We start from the raw sequence: 18,834 nt of genomic DNA on the forward strand, positions 1-18,834 counted from the left end.
TACTATGAATCATGGAAACATGATGCAAGAATTAGTAAATTCAACAAAGATGATCGTTGGTGGGATAGAAATGGTATTTGTTATTTCGATGAAAGATGATAGCTTATCTGGAATTAATGAAAAATCAGACGATATGTTTAAATATAATAGATAATAAGTTTGAAGTTATTGTCTTGCCAGACCTTAAAATGAGGAATGCTATATCATGAAGCTACAATGAAAATGATAGCATGCTTGAATATGCAGTTTGTTTCTGAGTTGAATTTAGCCATGGTAGTTTAAAGTATCTTTTTATCTAATTTTTTGGATATAAACCATCAACTTCAACGAATAAAATAGTTGGTTCAATGGGTATAGATTTTGTATAAGCTAATCACCTAAAAATTCATGATTTAATAATGTTTTGTTTTTTGTGCGATACTAGTAAACTATGGGCTCAAATCAATAGACCAACTAATGGATTAATTGCAAGACACTTAAAATGATATGTGCAGAAGATATTCGAAATGCTCTTGGAAATTCTGTTTTAAAGAAATAATTAATTTTTAGTTACTTGAAAACCACTTCTTCCAATGCCTTGACAATTCCATTATCATTATTTGAACTGGTGATATGATCTGAAATACTTTTCACATTATCGAGAGCATTTTCCATGGAGATCCCTAATCCTGAATATTCTATCATTGAAATATCATTTTCATGATCGCCAAAACTTACGATATTGGATCGATTAATCTGTAAACTTTCAGCTAATCTCTTTAATGCATTGCCCTTACTGGCTTGCTTATTTAAAATATCATAAAAGGTTGTATCACTTTTCACAGCATTGAATTGACGATGAAGGTCTGATGGGATGTTCTTGATTTTATCTTCTAATTCTTTTACTTCCCCACTTATAACTGCTTTTGAAATAAGACCTTCATCGTGTATACTACGTATGTCTCGATAAATTAATTTTGTATCTGTTAAGAAGCTCTCGTAAACTGTATATTTTCCAACTGGATTGTTTGGAGTATAAATCTCCTCTTCAGCAACAAAATGTACGTTTAGCCCAATTTTTTCACTCAAATTATAGATATATTGAATATCATCTTTCATTAAAAATAGTTGATGAAATGTATTATTTGTTTTAATTTCCTTAATCATCGAACCATTAAAGCAAATAGCATAATCTATTAAATCTTGACCTAAAACATTTAAATACTTTCGAAGACCTGCATAAGACCTCCCTGAACTTAATACAAGTTTAAAGTTCATTTGTTTTGCCCTTTTTAATGCATTTTGTACTTCCAATGTCATTTCTTTGTTATCATTTAGAAGTGTACCATCCATGTCAAAAGCAATTAATTCATACATTTTTTCAACTCCAACATAAAGTTTTTCATACTGTAGAATACTTTCATCTATTCTCAAATGGGTATTCTAATCCCCACTGATTTCTTACATAATCCATGATTTCTAGCACATCCAAAGTATATTGTATGTATGGGTTTTCCCTTTGATTTAAAAGGATATCTGTGATTTCAGAAATTTCATACGTAAGAGCTTTGTTCGTATTACCAACATTAAATTTTTGAACTTTTCCATCAGAGGTGGTAAATGTTGCGTAATCTGTACGTGGGTAATTAAAAATTGTAAAATAACCATTCTCATATGCAACAATTCCTTGTTTTGGCATTTTAGATCGAAATGTTAAAGATATGGTCGCTAGTTCCTTCTCTTTATTTCTCAAAATGATTGCTGCTGATTCATCAACACCTGATTTATGCAGATTTCCTAATGTGAAAATTTCCTTAGGCTTACTACTTAAAAACCAGCGAACAAAATTCAATGCATAAACACCGATATCGAGTAGTGATCCTCCCGCTAATTCTTTATTGAAATAATAAAACTCCGGGTTGGTATCTTTATAACTTCCAAAATTTACTTGAATCATCTTTAATGCCCCTAAATCATTACTGTTAACCCAATCTATTATCTGTTTATATAAAGGCATATAATGAATGGTCATTGCCTCAAATAGATATAAATTATTTTGTTTTGCTAACTTGATAGCTTCATCTAATTGTGATTTAGAGATAGTGATTGATTTTTCACAAACCACATGTTTGTTAGATTGCAAACTTTTCATGATATGTTCGTAATGATGACTATGTGGGGTGGCAATATATACAACATCGATGTTTTTATCGTTTAAAAGTTCCTCGTAACTGTCATATGCTTTTTTTATATTGTATTGAGAGGCAAAAGCTTCAGACCTTTTTTGTGTTCGTGAAGCAATAGCATATAGATTAGCCCGATCAACTTTAAATTGGCCTGCAAATTCATTGGCAATCTTTCCAGTTCCTAAAATTCCCCAGTTTAATAGTGTCAATATCATCACAACCTTCTTTTTAAAATTATTTATGCCTTACCAGTAAATGTTTGGTGTAGCAATGATAACCTGTGCAAGTTGTTGAATCGTTACTTTTTCATCAGGTAAAATCAAGACACTCGAACCTTTTTGCAATTCAAAGTTGTCAATAATAAGTTCACCATCGATCACTGTAAGAGCTTGAGCAATTTTATTTGAGTTCATATAATCGCCTATTAATGATTTATAAATAATTGAATACGGTTTTTCATGTTTAACCTTTTCTGGGATCAGTGCTGATTTTTCTACACTTTGAGATGGTTGTAATGTTTCGATCGCCTTTTCTGTATGTAATTTTCTTTTATCACCATTTACATCAGTACGATTATAGTCATAAAATCGATAAGTAATATCTGTCGATTGCTGTATCTCGTAAACCAACGATCCTGCTGTTAAAGCATGCAGGGTTCCAGAAGGGATAAAAACATAATCATATTGTTCAACTTCACATGTATCAATAATATCTTGGTAAGCTCCTTTATGCATCTTTTCATTAATATAAACTTTATCTTTCGACTTTGACCCAGAATATATCCAGCCTTTCTCTGGTGCTTCTAAGAAGTACCAAGATTCGTTCTTTCCATACAAAGAACTTTCTTGTTTCTGTGCATAGTCATCAGTGGGATGAACTTGGATACTTAGATCAGCATCTGCCCCAGTTATTGAAATAATAAGTGGATATTCTCCCCCTTTTTCAAGACCAAGATACTCGGGGAATTGCTCTACTAATTCATTTAATCTTTGACCTTTAAATTCTCCATTTAAAATCAAATTGCTGATTTCTTTTGTGCCACTCACAGAGTATACTGAACCAATTTTATCAATATGTTTATTACCACTATAGTCATGGAGGCGATTGGTTCCCCAAATTCTTCTTTTTGAAATAGGTTCTAGTACGATCATCTTTTTACCCCTTTCATTTTTAAAAAAAGAGATGGACCAAGGGATTAACTCATACATCTTGCTAGATTAGTCCTATTTAATCAATTTGCTTAATCTAGCTTTTATGCTGTATAAGTTCAATCCATAAATGGTACACCCCTTTTTTAATTTTAGAATAAACCAATGGCTACTCCAACAGTGACAATTCCTGTTAAGATTAAGATAACTTTTGTAGCAGTCATTTGTTTAGATGAAATTAACCACCAAGAGAGTAGAACAATAGATAGTGGTAATATATTAGGGAAAATGCCATCTAATACTTCTTGTAAAGGTCTGGATTCCTCACCTAATGGAATTATAATTGGAGTATCAAGAACGATGGTGGAAGCGGCCAATGCTCCAACAACCATGATCCCTAATACATTGAATGAATCTGTTATCCGTCTCGCATCTTCACCTACAATATTGTCAACGGCTTTAACACCTAGTCTATAACCATACTTAAAGCTGATATAGGAAATCAATGGTCCAATAATTCCGTAAGTGATAATATAGAAAATAGGTCCTAATGGATTACCTCCTGACGCAAGCACCATTGCGATAGAAAGTAATGTCGGGACGATAATACCTTGAATAATGGAGTCACCAATACCTGCAAGAGGTCCCATAAGAGAAGTTTTAACTGAAACTGGCATTTCTTCTGGAACATCATGGCCTAATGCTATTTCCTCTTCTATGGAAGTTACAACCCCATTAATCAATTGTCCTGTTTGTGGTTCCGTATTATAGAATTGTGAATGCCGTGTAAGTAATCTCCTTTTACTTTCAGGATCATTTTTATAATACTTATTTGCAAAAGGAATAAACGCATATGCCCAAGCATGTGCTTGTAATTTTTCATAGCTCATGGAAGATAGATGTGTAAAACCCCATCTACACCATATTTGCCTTAACTCTCTTTTTGTAAGTTTTTCATTACTTGAATTTGTAGATTTTTCCACATCTTGATGTGAAACTTGAGTTGTCATATCAGTTCACCTCACGTTTAATAAATTTAAAAGAGATCATCATCTTCAAAAAATTCATCACTACCATTATTCGAGTTTGCAACTGCAGATTGTGTTATTTTATTTGAGGCAATGAATACAATATAGGCTACTAATGCAGCAATAAATACTATGGCAATCATATCTAAACCGGCAAATGCCAATAATATAAAACCTACAAAGAAATAAATTAAATGAGCCTTTTCTTTAATAACAATATTCATTAATAGGGCGATACCTAAGGCTGGAAGAACTCCACCTAATACTGAAATGATGTCAGTCACTATCTGTGGTACATTTGCTAATAAAGAATCTACTAATCCTCTTCCAAAGTATACAGCTAAAAAGACAGGAACTGCCCGGATTAAGAATGTAGTAATTTGCGGGTAAACTAAGTGATTAAAGACCATCCCTTTTTCATCTAAGTTTTCTGCGGCCTTTTGCGCACGATGGTTCCAAAATGAATATAGAGCCATACGAGCATTATAAAAAATAAGTCCAAATGTTTGCCCAATTAAAATAGATAATGTCAAAGCAATGGCAGGATCTTTAGTTGTTGCCATTGCCAGCCCAATACCACCATAAGCAGCATAGCTGATCTCACTATTTGTTGCTCCACCTGTTGTTAGGTTTGCAATAAATACCGTTTGTACTGCTAAACCACATAAAACACCAGCAGTAACATCACCGAAAATTAAACCTACAATTAAACCGGCAACCAATGGTCTACCAGCAATATAGAATCCCCCACTCATACCAAAGAGCCACGGGGTTTCTATAGCCCCTAGATAACAAAAAATACCGACTAAAAACGCTTGAATAAGGAGTGTAATATCCATTTCGATTCCACCTTTTATATAAATGTATTAATCTAGCGAATCAAATTTTGCGCGAAAAGCTTTCCATTTTTTAATTTCATCATCAGGGAGTAGTTGGAAGTTAATGGTTACTCCTTTACTTTCTATATAATCGAATGCTTTATAATCTTGTGGATCAATAGCAACTGTTCTTCCTAATACTTTAGTACCTTCACGAGTATTCATTGGTCCAACATTTAACTCTTTTCCAAAGTCAGCACCAAGCTCCAATAGTTTTGCCATTGTCTGTGGTGAATTACTGATTAGGAAATAATTTTTATCAGAATCCATTGCCTTCTGAATTTTATCTATTGCTTGATCCACTGTATAAATACCTAATCTCAAATTACCTGCAGCACTTTTTAACACTTTTTTACGCAATGTATCGTTCGCAATGTCATCACCAACAACTATGATTCCAAATACAGGTCTTACCTTTGTCCATCTAGTGGTTGTTTGACCGTGAATGATTCTATCATCTACTCTTACTAAAGAAAGTACCATAAAAAATCCCCTCCATTAAAATTCCAAATCATCTGTGAATTCTTCCTCTTCGATGATGGTTTCAATCCCATTTTTACCAATGTTTATAGCTGCTTCTGCTAATCCATCTAAATCATCTGATGAATTTAGCATTAAGGCTGTTTCAATAAGCATTGGCAGATTCATTCCGCTAACAACTCTAACATTTTTAGGATGCCTCATAAAAAAGCTATTACTTTGGTTATATGGGGTCCCCCCTTTTACGTCACAAAAGATAAGAACCTTATCTTCTTTGATTAATTCTTCCAATTTAGCATTTAATCGTTCTGAATAATCTCCAACCCCCTTATCTGTCAATTTAATGGTTACAATTTGATTTGTTTCCCCAGCTATCATTTTGTAACTATCTAGTAATCCTTCACAAAAATTACCGTGAGAAGTCATAACAAGTTTCACTCTTTCACCTCCAAAAGTATATTGAGAATAAAATAATAAAATTTAGAAATCTTAAAAATGATCGTTAATTGCAACACCTATTATGTAACAACTTATTTTGATTACATAATTTATATTAACCACTTTTGTAAACGATGTCAATGACTTATTTTAATTATATTAGCTATTGACACTTACATAATAAATAAATACAATATATGTAATGACATATTAACATTAAAACTTATGAGGAGGACGACTAATGTCTAGATATACATTAGATGATCTTTGTAGATTAATTGATCACACAAACTTGAAAGCTGATGCTACACAAGCCGATATGAAGAAATTATGCGACGAGGCTAAGCAATACCATTTTAAAATGGTGGCAGTTAATCAAGTACAATCCACATACTGTGCGGAGTTATTAGCTGGAACTGATATAAATGTTGGTGCAGCTATCAGTTTCCCTCTTGGACAAACTTCTATCGAAGCGAAAGTAGCTGAAACAAAAGATGCCATTAAAAATGGTGCAACAGAAATTGACTATGTTATCAACATCACAGAATTAAAAGAAAAGAACTTGGATTATATTCGCCATGAAATGGAACAAATCGTTGAAATCTGTCGTAAAAATAATGTCATTTCAAAAGTAATTTTTGAAAATGCCTATTTAACAAAGAAGGAAATTAAACAACTTGCAGAAATTGCACTAGAAGTTAAGCCAGATTTTATTAAAACTTCAACAGGCTTCGCCCCAACTGGAGCAACCCTAGAAGATATTAAATTAATGAAAGATACGGTTGGCTCTGAAGTAAAGGTAAAAGCTGCTGGTGGAATTCGTGATTCAGCTAATTTTATTAAAATGATTGAAAACGGGGCAGAGCGGATTGGATGTAGTGCGGGTATTTCCATCATAAAGGAAATCAAAAATAAAATGAAAATCGAAGGTAAAGATTATATTGAAATAGGTTAATCTAGTAAAACAAAAAATCATGAGGCCGAGACAAAAGGAGGAGTGGATAATCTCTTCGAAAAGTTACAGTTCACGTTTCACAGAGGTTGAAGTTTCACTTTATAGGATACTAACCCTTTCTTTACACTGAACGGTCCAAAGTTGAGTATCACTCAATAAATTTATTATTTCAAAGTGGTGGAGCGGAGACTTCGTTAAAAGATAGCAAACCAGCATTGGTAAAAGGAAAGTTATTATTCGGCAGATGAGATATGTGAAGACTCCTTGAAAATAAAAAGCAATTTTCTTCGTGCGATGCCTCGCTGCTGAAGCCTTCTTTGTCCAATGGGAGTAGCGTGAGCTTGACATCCACTTTGGCAAGTATTTTTGCCTGGGAAATTTAGGGAATGCAAGTTAAGCCCGCCACATCATGTGGCAGAGCTTTTGGCGGGGTGAGTAATCGCACCACCCCTTGGATGATCAACGCCACGCCTGTGGAAAGCGAAACATATCTCATCTGCATCTATTTTCTTCTATCCCCATGCTGTGTTTGTTCGAATTTAGAATAAATTTTTGTTTTGTCTCAGTCTATATCTGTTTTATCAGAAATCAATGATTCATTTAATGTGAGCCTAAGGCTATCTTCATTTGAAATTTCAAAAACAAAGCAATTCAAATCCCATCTATATTTAGAAATAGAGTACTCGATTGGTATCCTTTTACCGGTATAACCAATTGTATGAAAATAAAAAATCGGATCATTTTTAGGGATATCTAATAAATCGCTAGTTGTTTCATCTGTTTTAATAATTTCGAGTCTTCTTGTAACAGAGGTAATCCCCTTATCAGATTCCTGTAAAATGCTATATAAACTTACTTGAGTAAAATCATTTTCCAAAAAGTCAGGCAATAAATAGACTGGTATATAGGTTGTAACTAATACAATTGGACTTTCTGACGCGTATCTTAAACGAATCAGTTTATAAACATCATCTCCAATATTTAGTTGTAACTTTTGTGAAATTTCTTCATTGGCAACATCTTTTTTAAACCCGAGCACTTTTGTTTTTGGGACAATTCCTTTTCGGTTCATCTCATCATCGTAGCTCTCAATTATTTTCGTAAATTCCTGTTTAATTTTACGAGTTTTAACTATTGTTCCTTTACGTTTTCTCCTCTCTAAATAACCCTGATTGACTAACTCTTGGATTGCTTGTCTAACGGTTGGTCTGCTGACTTTATAAAGCTCTGCTAAATCAATCTCTTTTGGTATGATAGTATTTTCTTGATAATATCCTGAGTTGATTTTCTTTAATATATCTTCTTCAATTTGTTTATATAATGGTACTCTTTTATTTGACATATTCACCTCATCCATTTACTTGCGAATTATAATCTTACATAATTTATTATTCACATCAATAATATCATAGCCCCGGTCAATATTCATCAACGACAATTATTTTTGAAATATGTTACTTTACATTAATTATAACTCTGAAAAGACCTGCTAAGTTTTGATGTAATTAATTTTAGTAGAATCACTCTTAAAGTAGGAGGAGTGCCTTTTAATATAATAGCGAATAAAGATCTAAATAAGCAACTACAAAAAGTAATAAATTCAGTATTTAAAGAATATGTAATGGATTTACCGTTATTTATTTCACTGAAATTTGTACATTTACGAGTCTTTGTTAAATGACTAATTATTACATAAATAAATGGTAATTTCCCTAATTAAAAGTTAGGGTTTATTTTTTGGTTTACTTCTCAAAATCAATCCACTAATAAAAAAACATGAGTCATTTTTACTTATTATTGAGTGGAATATTGATATTAAATTTTGAGCACTTTCATGCTAGTTTTAAAAGTTATCATAATCATTACTGAAATAGTTTTTGTTATAGATTAGTCTTTTAGTTGAGTAGAAAGTAATAGGATATGCGAAATTAAATTTTATTTGAATTTAAAACTTATCAAACTAGTGATATAATTTTACTAGGTAGTAAAAAATTTATTTACATAATTAAAGGAGGAATTCGTTAATGGATCGTTTAAAAGGAAAAGTAGCAATTATAACAGGTGCTTCTCAAGGCATGGGTGCAACTCACGCTAGACGTTTTGTTGAAGAAGGGGCAAAGGTTGTCTTAACAGATATTCTTGAGGACAAAGGTAATGCATTAGCTGATGAATTAAATGAAAGCGCTTTATTTGTTAAGCAAGATGTGACAAGTGCAGAAGATTGGGAAGCTGTGGTTAAAAAAGCTGAACAAGAATTTGGGCCCGTCGATATTTTGGTAAACAACGCTGGTATCACAATGGCAACATCTATTTTAGAATTATCTGAAGAAGAATATCGTCGTATTGTCGATATCAATCAAATCTCTGTCTTTTTAGGGATGAAAAATGTTATACCTTCTATGCAAAAAGCTAATGGTGGTTCAATTGTTAATGTTTCTTCTATCAATGGTATTGTGGGTGGAGCTATTGGATATACAGATACCAAATTTGCAGTTCGAGGAATGACAAAGGCTGCTGCAGTGGAATGTTCACATTATGGTATTCGCGTGAACTCTGTACATCCTGGTGTTATCGCTACTCCAATGGTTGTGCAAGAAGATACAAAAGCCGCTGTAGAGGAATTTGCTAAACAAATTCCGATCAAACGAATTGCTCAACCAGAGGAAGTAACAAATCTGGTTCTATATCTAGCTTCAGATGAATCGAGCTACTCAACTGGTGCTGAATTTATTGTTGATGGTGGAATAACAGCGATTTAAACATTGATAATAAAATAAACGTTAAAATGAGAGAAAGTTCTCATTTTGACGTTTAGTCTTGAAAGCTTTTAAAAGGAGTTTCTTCACAAGTCGAATGTGTTAGTCATCATAACACAAGCGATGGGGAGAACTCCTTTTTGTTGACAGGTAGCCAACAAGCTTGAAATATTCTCACTACTGTAAAATACTTTAGCCTCAATTTTGACCATTAAATATACATGCTCAGTAGTTTTACCTACCTATCTATCGGCATTATTTTTTACGACTTTCTTTCACCAGATCATATCAAATAACCCAATTCTATCGTTTTAAAAATCTTATGTTGTTTAGTTTATCAAAAATTATATATACTTTAGCTGGTTAAATGTTGAGTGCTCATGTTGTACAATTTATAAGGGATGCATGTAATGGCGATATTATCATACTTTAAATTTTATCATTTATTTTGTATGGATTTACATGGCATGAGAGGAATTTATAAATCGAATAAGATTAGTTTTCTATACTACACCAAAAATTTAAGTCATCTTTGAAATAGAATAAAAAAATGGGTGGAAAGGGTGTCATGATGGATTTTGTCATTAATCGAGAAATGTTAAGACGGTTGTTATCGTCCGCTTCAGATGCGGATATGTCAGCTCCATGTGCATTGTTTTATCAGGAGGAAGAGGCATTCAGCGGGGTAAATAAGATCGTCAAAAAGGTGATGAATGATTTGAAGCTTGTTTTTGGCTATGCACCACAGGTTTCAACAGAAAAGGATAAACTCAATCATCATGCTGTTTTGTATGGAACGGTTGATCATAGTCCAATGTTGAAGGAACTTGAAGCAGAAAGGCGAATTGATTTGTCCGAAATTAAAGGAAAAAGAGAAGTTTTTCTATTTCAAGTGATCGATCAACCGTTTGAAGGTGTTGAAAAGGCACTGGTCATTGCAGGAAGTGATAAGCGCGGAACCATCTATGGTCTTTTTCATCTATCAGAGCAGCTTGGTGTCTCGCCATTAGTAGATTGGAGTGATGTGAAGCCACAACGAAAAGAATCCTTCGCTTTAAATGAGAAATTTAAATACATTTCTAAAGAGCCGTCTGTTCGTTATCGTGGCTTTTTTATTAATGATGAGTGGCCAGCCTTTGGCAACTGGGCAACAAAAAACTTTGGCGGCTTTAATGCTGACATGTATGATCACGTTTTTGAACTGTTATTAAGATTAAAGGGAAATTACCTCTGGCCGGCGATGTGGTCTGCTCGTTTTAGTGAAGATGGACCGGGGTTAGCGAATGCAGAGTTAGCAGATGAATATGGTGTCATCATGGGGGCATCGCATCATGAGCCTTGTTTACGCAATGGTGAGGAATATAAACATCTGCGTGGTAAGGATTCAATTTATGGTGATGCGTGGAATTTCATTACCAATAGAGAAGGGATAACGAGATTCTGGGAAGATGGTCTGAAGCGAAGCGGTAAATTTGAAAATGTAATTACAGTTGGTATGCGTGGTGAACAGGATACGTCGATTATGGGTAAAGAAGCAACATTGGCTGATAATATTAACTTACTAAAAGAGGTTGTCCAGACTCAAAATAAGTTGATTAAGGAAAATGTGAACTCCAATCTTTCCGATGTTCCGAGAATGCTAGCTTTATATAAAGAAGTCGAGCCTTTCTTTTATGGTAATGAAGATACACCGGGATTAATCCATTCGAAAGAACTTGAAGATGTTATTTTGATGCTTTGCGATGATAACCATGGCAATTTACGAACGCTACCGACTGAAGATATGCGTAACCACAAAGGTGGTTATGGGATGTATTATCACTTTGATTATCATGGGAGTCCGATTTCCTATGAGTGGATGAATAGTTCGTATCTCCCAAAGGTTTGGGAGCAGATGGCGATGGCTTATGATTATGGTATTCGTGATCTTTGGATCGTTAATGTTGGGGATATTTGTACACAGGAATTCCCATTAACTTATTTTCTTGATCTTGCTTATGATTTTGAGAAATGGGGAACGAATGCGGTTAATCAGACAAATAGTTATACGAAGCAATGGATTGAACAGCAATTTGCTAGCGTTTTTCAAATGGATGAAAGGCAACAGATCTTCGAGTTATTAACAGGTTATACAAAGATCGCTCATAACAGAAGACCTGAACATATGAATGTCAATGTCTATCATCCGGTTAATAATCAGGAAACAGATCACTTATTAAAACAGATTGATCACCTGTTAGAAACGGCAGATCAGCTCTATCATTCTGTTGATACCGAAAATTTCCCTGCTTATTTTGCGCTAGTTTATTATCCTGCAGTTGGAAATCTAAATTTGCAGAAGACTTGGTTGCTAGCTGGTAAAAATCATTATGCAGCTAAGCTGGGAAAATTGGAAGCGAATCAACTAGCCGAACAGGTCAAGGTATGTTTGAAGAGAGATCAAGAGCTTGTTGAAGAATATCATACGATCGCTGAAGGTAAGTGGTATGGAATGGGGCTCTCTGAACATATTGGTTTTGTTCACTGGAATGAAGATGAATGTCAGAACCCTATTTTAATGAATGTTATCCCAGCAAATAAACCAAGGCTTGTTGTTACAATTGATGGAACGAAGCAACATAGTGAAGGTAGTCCATGGCACACAGACACCTTACATTTAAACGATTTTTTACAACCTCATATTGATGAAGCTTCCTTTACCATTTCGAGTTTGAGTGATCTGGATGCAGAGTATCAGCTGACATGTGAATCTGCTTGGTTAACCTGTTCAAAAATGAGTGGTATGTTAGACGGCAAGAGGAAAACCACAGAAACGATACAAGTTTACATTGACCGAAGTGCTATAAATGGTGAAACAGAAGGTTATATCATTGTCGATACACCAGTTGGTAAGTGTACAATTGTTGTTTGTGCTGTGCAGTTGGATAGCATGGAATATCCCGAGATGACTTTTATTGAGACGAATGGATATCTTTCAATTGAGGCCGAACACTTTATTAAAAGTATAGAAATGATAAGTGATCAAGGGATTATCAATCGATTTAAAGTACTTGAGGATTATGGGAAAACTCTGTCTGGAGTAAAAGCTTTCCCGACAACCTCATATTTTACTGTTGGAAAAGATGCACCCTATCTTGAATATCAATTTGTGATGCAGAAATCTGGAATTTATCAGGTGGAGCTCTATATGCAGCCCTCAAATCCAGTCACTAGAGCAAGCACAATATTTTGTGGTATTCAAACAAATGAAGATAATGTTGACATAATCAATTTACTTCCTGAAGGCTATCATGTAGATGATCATAGTTGGGGAGTTGGGGTATTAGATAACATTCGTAAAAAATGTAGTACGATAAATTGTCAAAAAGGATTAAATACCTTGCGAATTTATACAGTAAGTCCAGGTTTTGTTTTAGAGAAACTCGTTCTTTATCCGAAGGGTAGACAACTAGAACAGAGCTATTTAGGGCCGACAGAAACATATTATATCGGTCAGAAATCCATGAGATATTGAGTATTCCCCCAAAAGTTAGTCAAGACTAGACTTTTGGGGGTTTTTCGGGTCTGTTTTTTATCAATTGAGTTGTAATTTTTTAAAAAATATTAAATAGATTGTTTATTTTGGCATTCCTAATATTGTTTTTATTTCTAAAAACTCTTCAATACCATAGTCTCCCCACTCGCGGCCAATACCTGATTGTTTGAAGCCGCCAAATGGTGCACTAAAATCTGCTTTACCTTCATTTATTGTGATTCGGCCAGCACGAATTCTTTTGGCGACGTTAGCTAATTGTTTGGGATCTTTACCAACAACATAACCGGCTAGTCCATAAATAGTTGTATTGGCAAGCTCAATCGCTTCCTCAAGCGTATCATAGGTAAATACGGTCATGACGGGTCCGAAGATTTCTTCTTGTGCGATTGTATCGTTATGATCCAAATGAGTAAACATAGTTATTTTTGAGTAGTAGCCTGTTGTTAAGCCATCTGGTTTTCCTGTTCCGCCGACAATTAATTCGGCACCATTATCAATCCCTAGCTGAATATAGTCTTGCACAGTTTGCCACTGGTCTTTTGAGACTTGTGGTCCCATAAAGGTATCTCTATCTTTAGGATCACCGACAGGATATTCCGGTAGGAGTTTTTTTACCTTTTCAACAAATGGGTCATGCATCGCTTTGGGAATGAAAATCCGTGTTCCAGCCGTACAAACCTGTCCAGTGTTTTTGGCAATATTTGAAATGGCAGTTCGAGCAGCTGTTTCAACATCTGTGTCTTCTAAGACGACAATGGGCGACTTTCCGCCAAGTTCAAGAGCAATTTTTTTAATGTCTTGTGCAGCATTCTCCATTATTTTTGTTCCGACCTGGCCAGAGCCTGTGAATGACACAAAATCGACGTCGGGGTGAGAACTAATCGCATTTCCAACGATAGAACCACTCCCGTTTACTAAGTTAAATACACCATTTGGTACACCAGCCTTTTGTAAAACCTCTGTTAAGAGAATAGCAGCAAATGGCGTTTGGCTAGCGGGTTTTAATATAACCGTACTTCCAGCAGCGAATGCACTCGCTAGTTTAGTCGCAACTTGATTAGTCGGGAAATTCCAGGGTGTAATCAAACCAGCTACACCAATCGCTTCTTTCTGAATATAGGAATGCTCCCGTTGTTCGGAAAAGTCAAAGTCACGTAGAACCTTTGCCGCTTCTTTGAAGTGATTCAGTCCCATTGCATATTGAGTTTTTTCCGAAAAGGATACCGGGGAACCCAGTTCTTCTGTAATAACTTTAATAAAATTATCTTTGCGTTTTTCATATTCACGAGCAATATTCTCTAATAGTTGAATGCGTTCCTCTTTGGTCGTGTTAGAAAAACTTAAGAAAGCAGCTCTTGCAGCCTTAACAGCTTTGTCAACATCTTCTTTTGTCCCAGAGCTTATTGTACCGATCTTCTGTTCAGTGGCTGGATTGATCACATCAATGGTTTCATTATTCGTTGATTCAACCCATTCGCCATTAATAAAGTGCTTGGTGTAATGATACATTTTATATCAATCCTTTCTTTTAATTGAAGTAAATACACTGCGTTGTTATAAAAGCACTTCCCGATTTTAATCGATTTAAACATGATGTAGCCTATGCTTGATAGTTGGAGAGATCGATATTTAGTTGTTAAGTATGAAAAGCACGGTAAAAATATATTGATTTTATGCAGCCAGTCTGAGAACGTTCCGGGTGTAATAAGGATTATTATGGAGAGTTATCCTGTAATTGAGGAGATAAGTGCTAGGAAGCATAAGAAAATTTACGAGTATTATTAATCGGAAAACGGCTGCTTACTAAATATTATGATAAGTTTAGAAGGAGAGTATAGGGTAGTTTTGTAGGGAATGATGGGTAGGGGTTTTTATAGATTAACAGTTCGGCTGTTTATAGGCGAACAACCGAACTGAAAAAAATATTAAAATAACTCATTATTTCAATTACCATCAATTTAGCAGTGAGGAGTCGTTTGCCTCGATAAATTAACTGATTAGCATTTTTAAAAAAGGTCTATTGGTTAGGAATAGGATGATTGCGCTGATCTTGTTTATAGATATTGAATAGAAGTGTTTAACATAACATGAGTTAGCTACTTATCCTAAAGCTTCTTTTTAAGCATATGTTCTTCTATAAGTTAAAGGTGTGAATCCAGTATGAATGTTGAACTTTTTACAAAAATAAGATGTGTCTGTGAAGCCCGTTTTGGCCGCAATTGAGTAGACGGGAAGCTGTGTCTCGGTTAATAATGTTTTTGCTTTATTAATTCGATAAATTGTAACGTACTCATTGAAGCTTAGGTCAAGTTCTTTTTTAAATAGTCGGCTTAAATATTGTGAATTAACATAGAGTGAATTGGCTAGCTGATTTAATTGCAACTCATCACTATAGTGCTTTTCAATGTAGCGAAGAGCTTTCTGAACGACATCATTTTTGGCTGTTTCTTTTAAAACAGGATTACTCTTACTTTCTTTCTCTGCATCTAATGACTCCACGACATTTGAAACCGCTTCAATAATTTTTTGCTTGCGAACAGGTTTTAATAAATAATCAACTACTTTACTGCTAATAGCAGACTGTGCATGGTTAAAATCAGAATATGCCGTGAGCACAATAGTTTTTACATCTGGAAGGAACTTTATGATTTCTTGTTGAGCACTTAAGCCATCCATTTCTGGGATGCCAATGTCTAATAAGATGATATCAGGCATTTCTTTCTTAGCTAATTGAATGGCTTCTTTTCCACTAATAGCATATCCGACAATATCAACAGAGGGCAAATGATCCCAAATGATTGCTTTTAAAGCCCTCATTTCAAGCTGTTCATCTTCTACAATCATTAAACGATAGGACATGTAAAAACGCTCCTTTCATTTTCATGCATATTTTCGAAAATCTAAGAAGGCAGGAAAGGTAATCTCAGCAACTGTTTTGTATCCATCCTTTTGTGTATAAAATAAGCCATATCTTTCTCCGAAATAGTCTTTCAACCGTAAATGAGAATTAATCACACCTAACCCTGTTGGAGCATTTTGATCTACATCTAACAGACTTTCAAAAGTATGCTGATCGAATCCGATTCCAGTGTCATGAACAGCAATGATGATATCATTTCCCTGTTTTCTTACGGAAATGTACACTTCACCACCTTTTGCTAAGGGCTCTAGGCCATGAATAATTGCATTTTCAACAATGGGCTGTAAGATCATGCTTGGCAAGCAATAATTTAACAGCTCAGAGTCTACTGAAATATTGTATGTTAGTCGACTTTGATATCGCGTTTTTTGGATAAAAAGATAACGCTTTATATTTTCAATCTCGTCACCTATTGTTGGAAATTCTTCTATCTGCTTGAGATTATAGCGTAGTAAATCAGACAGATTAAAAATCATTTCTTCCGTATGATCAGCATTCTCCATCATGGCTATACGTGCAATAGAATTTAATGTATTAAAGAGAAAATGTGGATTGATTTGAGCTTCAATTGTTTTTAGTTCAGCATATTTAGCTCGTTTCTCATATTCAAGTTTTTCTCGTGATTCTTCTAATAATTGATTTTGTGCAATTGATTTTAATCCCATTTCTTTAAAATGGTTGGCTAGTACCTGATAAAAATCAACACATTCGATCAAATAATCATATTCAACAACCACAATTTGTTCGATAGCTTCTTCCAACTGTGCTTTAGGAATATGTAATTCCTCTGATAATTGTTCAACATCGAATTTTTCTTTTGGGTTTTCGGAAGAAGCATCGTGTACTAACACTTGTCCACCTAAAACAGCTCCAAGCAACTTATCATCCACAATAATGGGAACACAGCAGTCCTTTAAGCCATAATGGCAATCATAGATCATGGGTTTTCTATTGTGAAAAGCCCTTTTTTCTGCAAGTGCATCACACTCTATACATTTCTTTGAACCAACTTGGGAAGATCGAACCAATTGGCAAAAGGGAGTGAAATTATTTAAATCTCCGACGGGTCTACCTTGATGATCAACGGTTACAACTGATATCCCAACGAGATTTGACATTTTTTTCTGTACATCGGCAAGAATATCAATGTTAATCACTTCTTGTAAAGTAGGGTTCATGTCTTTATCCACAGCTTACACCTCTTTTATTAGTGAAACTTAGAGCAAACTTTCCTTTAATTATACCAAATATTTTGTCGAAAGATCATTTTCTAGTTGGAAAATCACTTCTGTTATAGAAAGTCATTTTTATTATATAAATATGTCATTTTTGTTATGGAAATGATCCTTTATTAAATAATTATCTGGTTACTTTCTTGATATGATGTTTGTGAAGCATATAACAAATAGATTATAGGAGGTAGACTCTTATGGGTCAAGAAGCATTAGGTATGATTGAAACACGAGGTTTTGTAGCAGCGGTAGAGTCAGCAGATGCGATGGTTAAAGCCGCAAATGTCGAATTAATTAGCACTGAAAAAATCGGATCAGGTTTAGTGACAATGCTTGTTCGTGGTGATGTTGGGGCTGTTAAGGCTGCAGTTGATGCAGGAACTGCTGCGGCAAAAAAAGTAGGAGAAGTCGTTTCAGTACATGTCATTCCAAGACCTCATACAGATATTGATTCGATTTTGCTTAATCGTAAATAGAAAAGGAGGACAATAAGATGAATGAAGAAATTCTAGAGAAAGTATTATCGGAAGCACAAAAGCGTGTTAACCAATCTGAGCAAGTTAAGGAAATGGGCACAGAAAAGAAAAAACCAGGTACAAAGAAAGCGATTACCGAGTTCGTTGGGACTGCAATTGGTGATGCAATTGGCTTGGTTATTGCAAATTTAGATCCTCAATTACATGAGCATTTAGAGTTGGATAAAAAATATCGCTCAATTGGTTTTTTAAGTGCTCGTACGGGAGGGGCACCTTTTATTATGGCATCTGATGAAGCAGTAAAAGCCACGAATACTGAAATTGTCAAGATTGAGATGGCGCGTGATACAAAGGGTGGTGCAGGTCATGGAGCAACTATTATTTTTGCAGCAGAAGATGTATCTGATGCTCGTCGTGCAGTGGAAATAGCTTTGGCGGCAGCTGAGCGAAACTTTGGTAATGTCTACAGCAATGATGCGGGTCATATTGAATTGCACTATACAGCGCGGGCTAGTCAAGCTCTGGAAATTGGTTTTAATGCACCAGTTGGAAAATCTTTCGGTATTATTGTGGGTGCCCCAGCAGCGATTGGTTTGGTTATGTCCGATACGGCAGTGAAGACAGCTAATGTAGATGTTGTGACTTTTGCCAGCCCAGACAAAGGTACAGCTCGGTCAAATGAAATTATAGTCTCAATAACGGGTGATTCTGGAGCTGTGAAACAAGCTATATTGAGTGCGCAAGATGTAGGATTAACACTTTTAGCTGGTATGGGAGATGAACCAACATCGGCTTCAGTACCGAACCTAATCTAATAGCACCA

The 18,834-nt window shown here is 34.9% G+C and carries 17 protein-coding genes; 6 read left to right on the top strand and 11 right to left on the bottom strand.

Going from position 1 to position 18,834, the window contains the following annotated elements; all coding sequences use genetic code 11:
• The first annotated feature begins 22 nt into the window (after positions 1-22).
• Complete coding sequence (locus ACS127_RS05855) at positions 23-154, top strand: hypothetical protein (RefSeq protein ID WP_440897492.1); 132 nt, start codon at positions 23-25, stop codon at positions 152-154.
• A 395-nt stretch (positions 155-549) separates the two neighbouring features.
• Here ACS127_RS05855 and ACS127_RS05860 read toward each other — a convergent pair whose 3' ends face one another.
• From ACS127_RS05860 to ACS127_RS05890, 7 genes are all read right to left on the bottom strand, one after another.
• Positions 550-1,356: a Cof-type HAD-IIB family hydrolase gene (locus ACS127_RS05860; RefSeq protein WP_440897493.1), complete on the bottom strand. Its 807-nt coding sequence runs from the start codon at positions 1,354-1,356 to the stop codon at positions 550-552.
• Positions 1,357-1,399: 43 nt separating this feature from the next.
• The gene (locus ACS127_RS05865) at positions 1,400-2,380 is read right to left on the bottom strand and encodes a Gfo/Idh/MocA family protein (protein ID WP_440897494.1); all 981 of its coding nucleotides are present in this window, start codon (positions 2,378-2,380) and stop codon (positions 1,400-1,402) included.
• A gap of 30 nt (positions 2,381-2,410) precedes the next feature.
• A complete protein-coding gene (locus ACS127_RS05870) occupies positions 2,411-3,316 on the bottom strand; it encodes a type I phosphomannose isomerase catalytic subunit (protein WP_440897495.1) in 906 nt (301 codons plus the stop codon).
• A gap of 149 nt (positions 3,317-3,465) precedes the next feature.
• A complete protein-coding gene (locus tag ACS127_RS05875; protein ID WP_440897496.1) occupies positions 3,466-4,323 on the bottom strand; it encodes a PTS system mannose/fructose/sorbose family transporter subunit IID in 858 nt (285 codons plus the stop codon).
• A 26-nt stretch (positions 4,324-4,349) separates the two neighbouring features.
• A complete protein-coding gene (locus ACS127_RS05880; RefSeq protein ID WP_440897497.1) occupies positions 4,350-5,180 on the bottom strand; it encodes a PTS mannose/fructose/sorbose/N-acetylgalactosamine transporter subunit IIC in 831 nt (276 codons plus the stop codon).
• Positions 5,181-5,207: 27 nt separating this feature from the next.
• Complete coding sequence (locus ACS127_RS05885; RefSeq protein ID WP_440897498.1) at positions 5,208-5,702, bottom strand: PTS system mannose/fructose/N-acetylgalactosamine-transporter subunit IIB; 495 nt, start codon at positions 5,700-5,702, stop codon at positions 5,208-5,210.
• Positions 5,703-5,717: 15 nt separating this feature from the next.
• The gene (locus ACS127_RS05890; protein WP_440897499.1) at positions 5,718-6,137 is read right to left on the bottom strand and encodes a PTS sugar transporter subunit IIA; all 420 of its coding nucleotides are present in this window, start codon (positions 6,135-6,137) and stop codon (positions 5,718-5,720) included.
• A gap of 241 nt (positions 6,138-6,378) precedes the next feature.
• Between ACS127_RS05890 and deoC the strand changes: the two genes are divergently transcribed.
• Entirely contained in the window at positions 6,379-7,092 is a 714-nt protein-coding gene (deoC, locus tag ACS127_RS05895) for a deoxyribose-phosphate aldolase (RefSeq protein ID WP_440897500.1), read from the top strand.
• 562 nt (positions 7,093-7,654) lie between these two features.
• Here the strand turns inward: deoC and ACS127_RS05900 are convergent.
• On the bottom strand, positions 7,655-8,434 hold the full coding sequence (locus tag ACS127_RS05900) for a GntR family transcriptional regulator (protein ID WP_440897501.1): 780 nt from the start codon (positions 8,432-8,434) through the stop codon (positions 7,655-7,657).
• A gap of 682 nt (positions 8,435-9,116) precedes the next feature.
• Between ACS127_RS05900 and ACS127_RS05905 the strand changes: the two genes are divergently transcribed.
• Positions 9,117-9,851 carry a glucose 1-dehydrogenase gene (locus ACS127_RS05905; protein WP_440897502.1) on the top strand — a complete coding sequence of 245 codons (735 nt, stop codon included), beginning with the start codon at positions 9,117-9,119 and terminating at the stop codon, positions 9,849-9,851.
• Between the two features lie 565 nt (positions 9,852-10,416).
• On the top strand, positions 10,417-13,362 hold the full coding sequence (locus ACS127_RS05910) for a glycosyl hydrolase 115 family protein (RefSeq protein WP_440897503.1): 2,946 nt from the start codon (positions 10,417-10,419) through the stop codon (positions 13,360-13,362).
• A 102-nt stretch (positions 13,363-13,464) separates the two neighbouring features.
• Here the strand turns inward: ACS127_RS05910 and ACS127_RS05915 are convergent, their stop codons facing one another.
• From ACS127_RS05915 to ACS127_RS05925, 3 genes are all read right to left on the bottom strand, one after another.
• Complete coding sequence (locus ACS127_RS05915; RefSeq protein WP_440897504.1) at positions 13,465-14,892, bottom strand: aldehyde dehydrogenase family protein; 1,428 nt, start codon at positions 14,890-14,892, stop codon at positions 13,465-13,467.
• A 609-nt stretch (positions 14,893-15,501) separates the two neighbouring features.
• A complete protein-coding gene (locus tag ACS127_RS05920; protein WP_440897505.1) occupies positions 15,502-16,242 on the bottom strand; it encodes a response regulator transcription factor in 741 nt (246 codons plus the stop codon).
• A gap of 21 nt (positions 16,243-16,263) precedes the next feature.
• A complete protein-coding gene (locus ACS127_RS05925; RefSeq protein ID WP_440897506.1) occupies positions 16,264-17,493 on the bottom strand; it encodes a sensor histidine kinase in 1,230 nt (409 codons plus the stop codon).
• 239 nt (positions 17,494-17,732) lie between these two features.
• Here ACS127_RS05925 and ACS127_RS05930 point away from each other — a divergent pair, with 239 nt between their 5' ends.
• Positions 17,733-18,011 carry a BMC domain-containing protein gene (locus ACS127_RS05930; protein WP_440897507.1) on the top strand — a complete coding sequence of 93 codons (279 nt, stop codon included), beginning with the start codon at positions 17,733-17,735 and terminating at the stop codon, positions 18,009-18,011.
• 17 nt (positions 18,012-18,028) lie between these two features.
• Positions 18,029-18,826: a propanediol utilization microcompartment protein PduB gene (gene pduB, locus ACS127_RS05935; RefSeq protein WP_440897508.1), complete on the top strand. Its 798-nt coding sequence runs from the start codon at positions 18,029-18,031 to the stop codon at positions 18,824-18,826.
• Positions 18,827-18,834 lie beyond the last annotated feature (8 nt).

This window comes from Amphibacillus sp. Q70, assembly GCF_052055485.1.
Taxonomy (GTDB): domain Bacteria; phylum Bacillota; class Bacilli; order Bacillales; family Amphibacillaceae; genus Amphibacillus.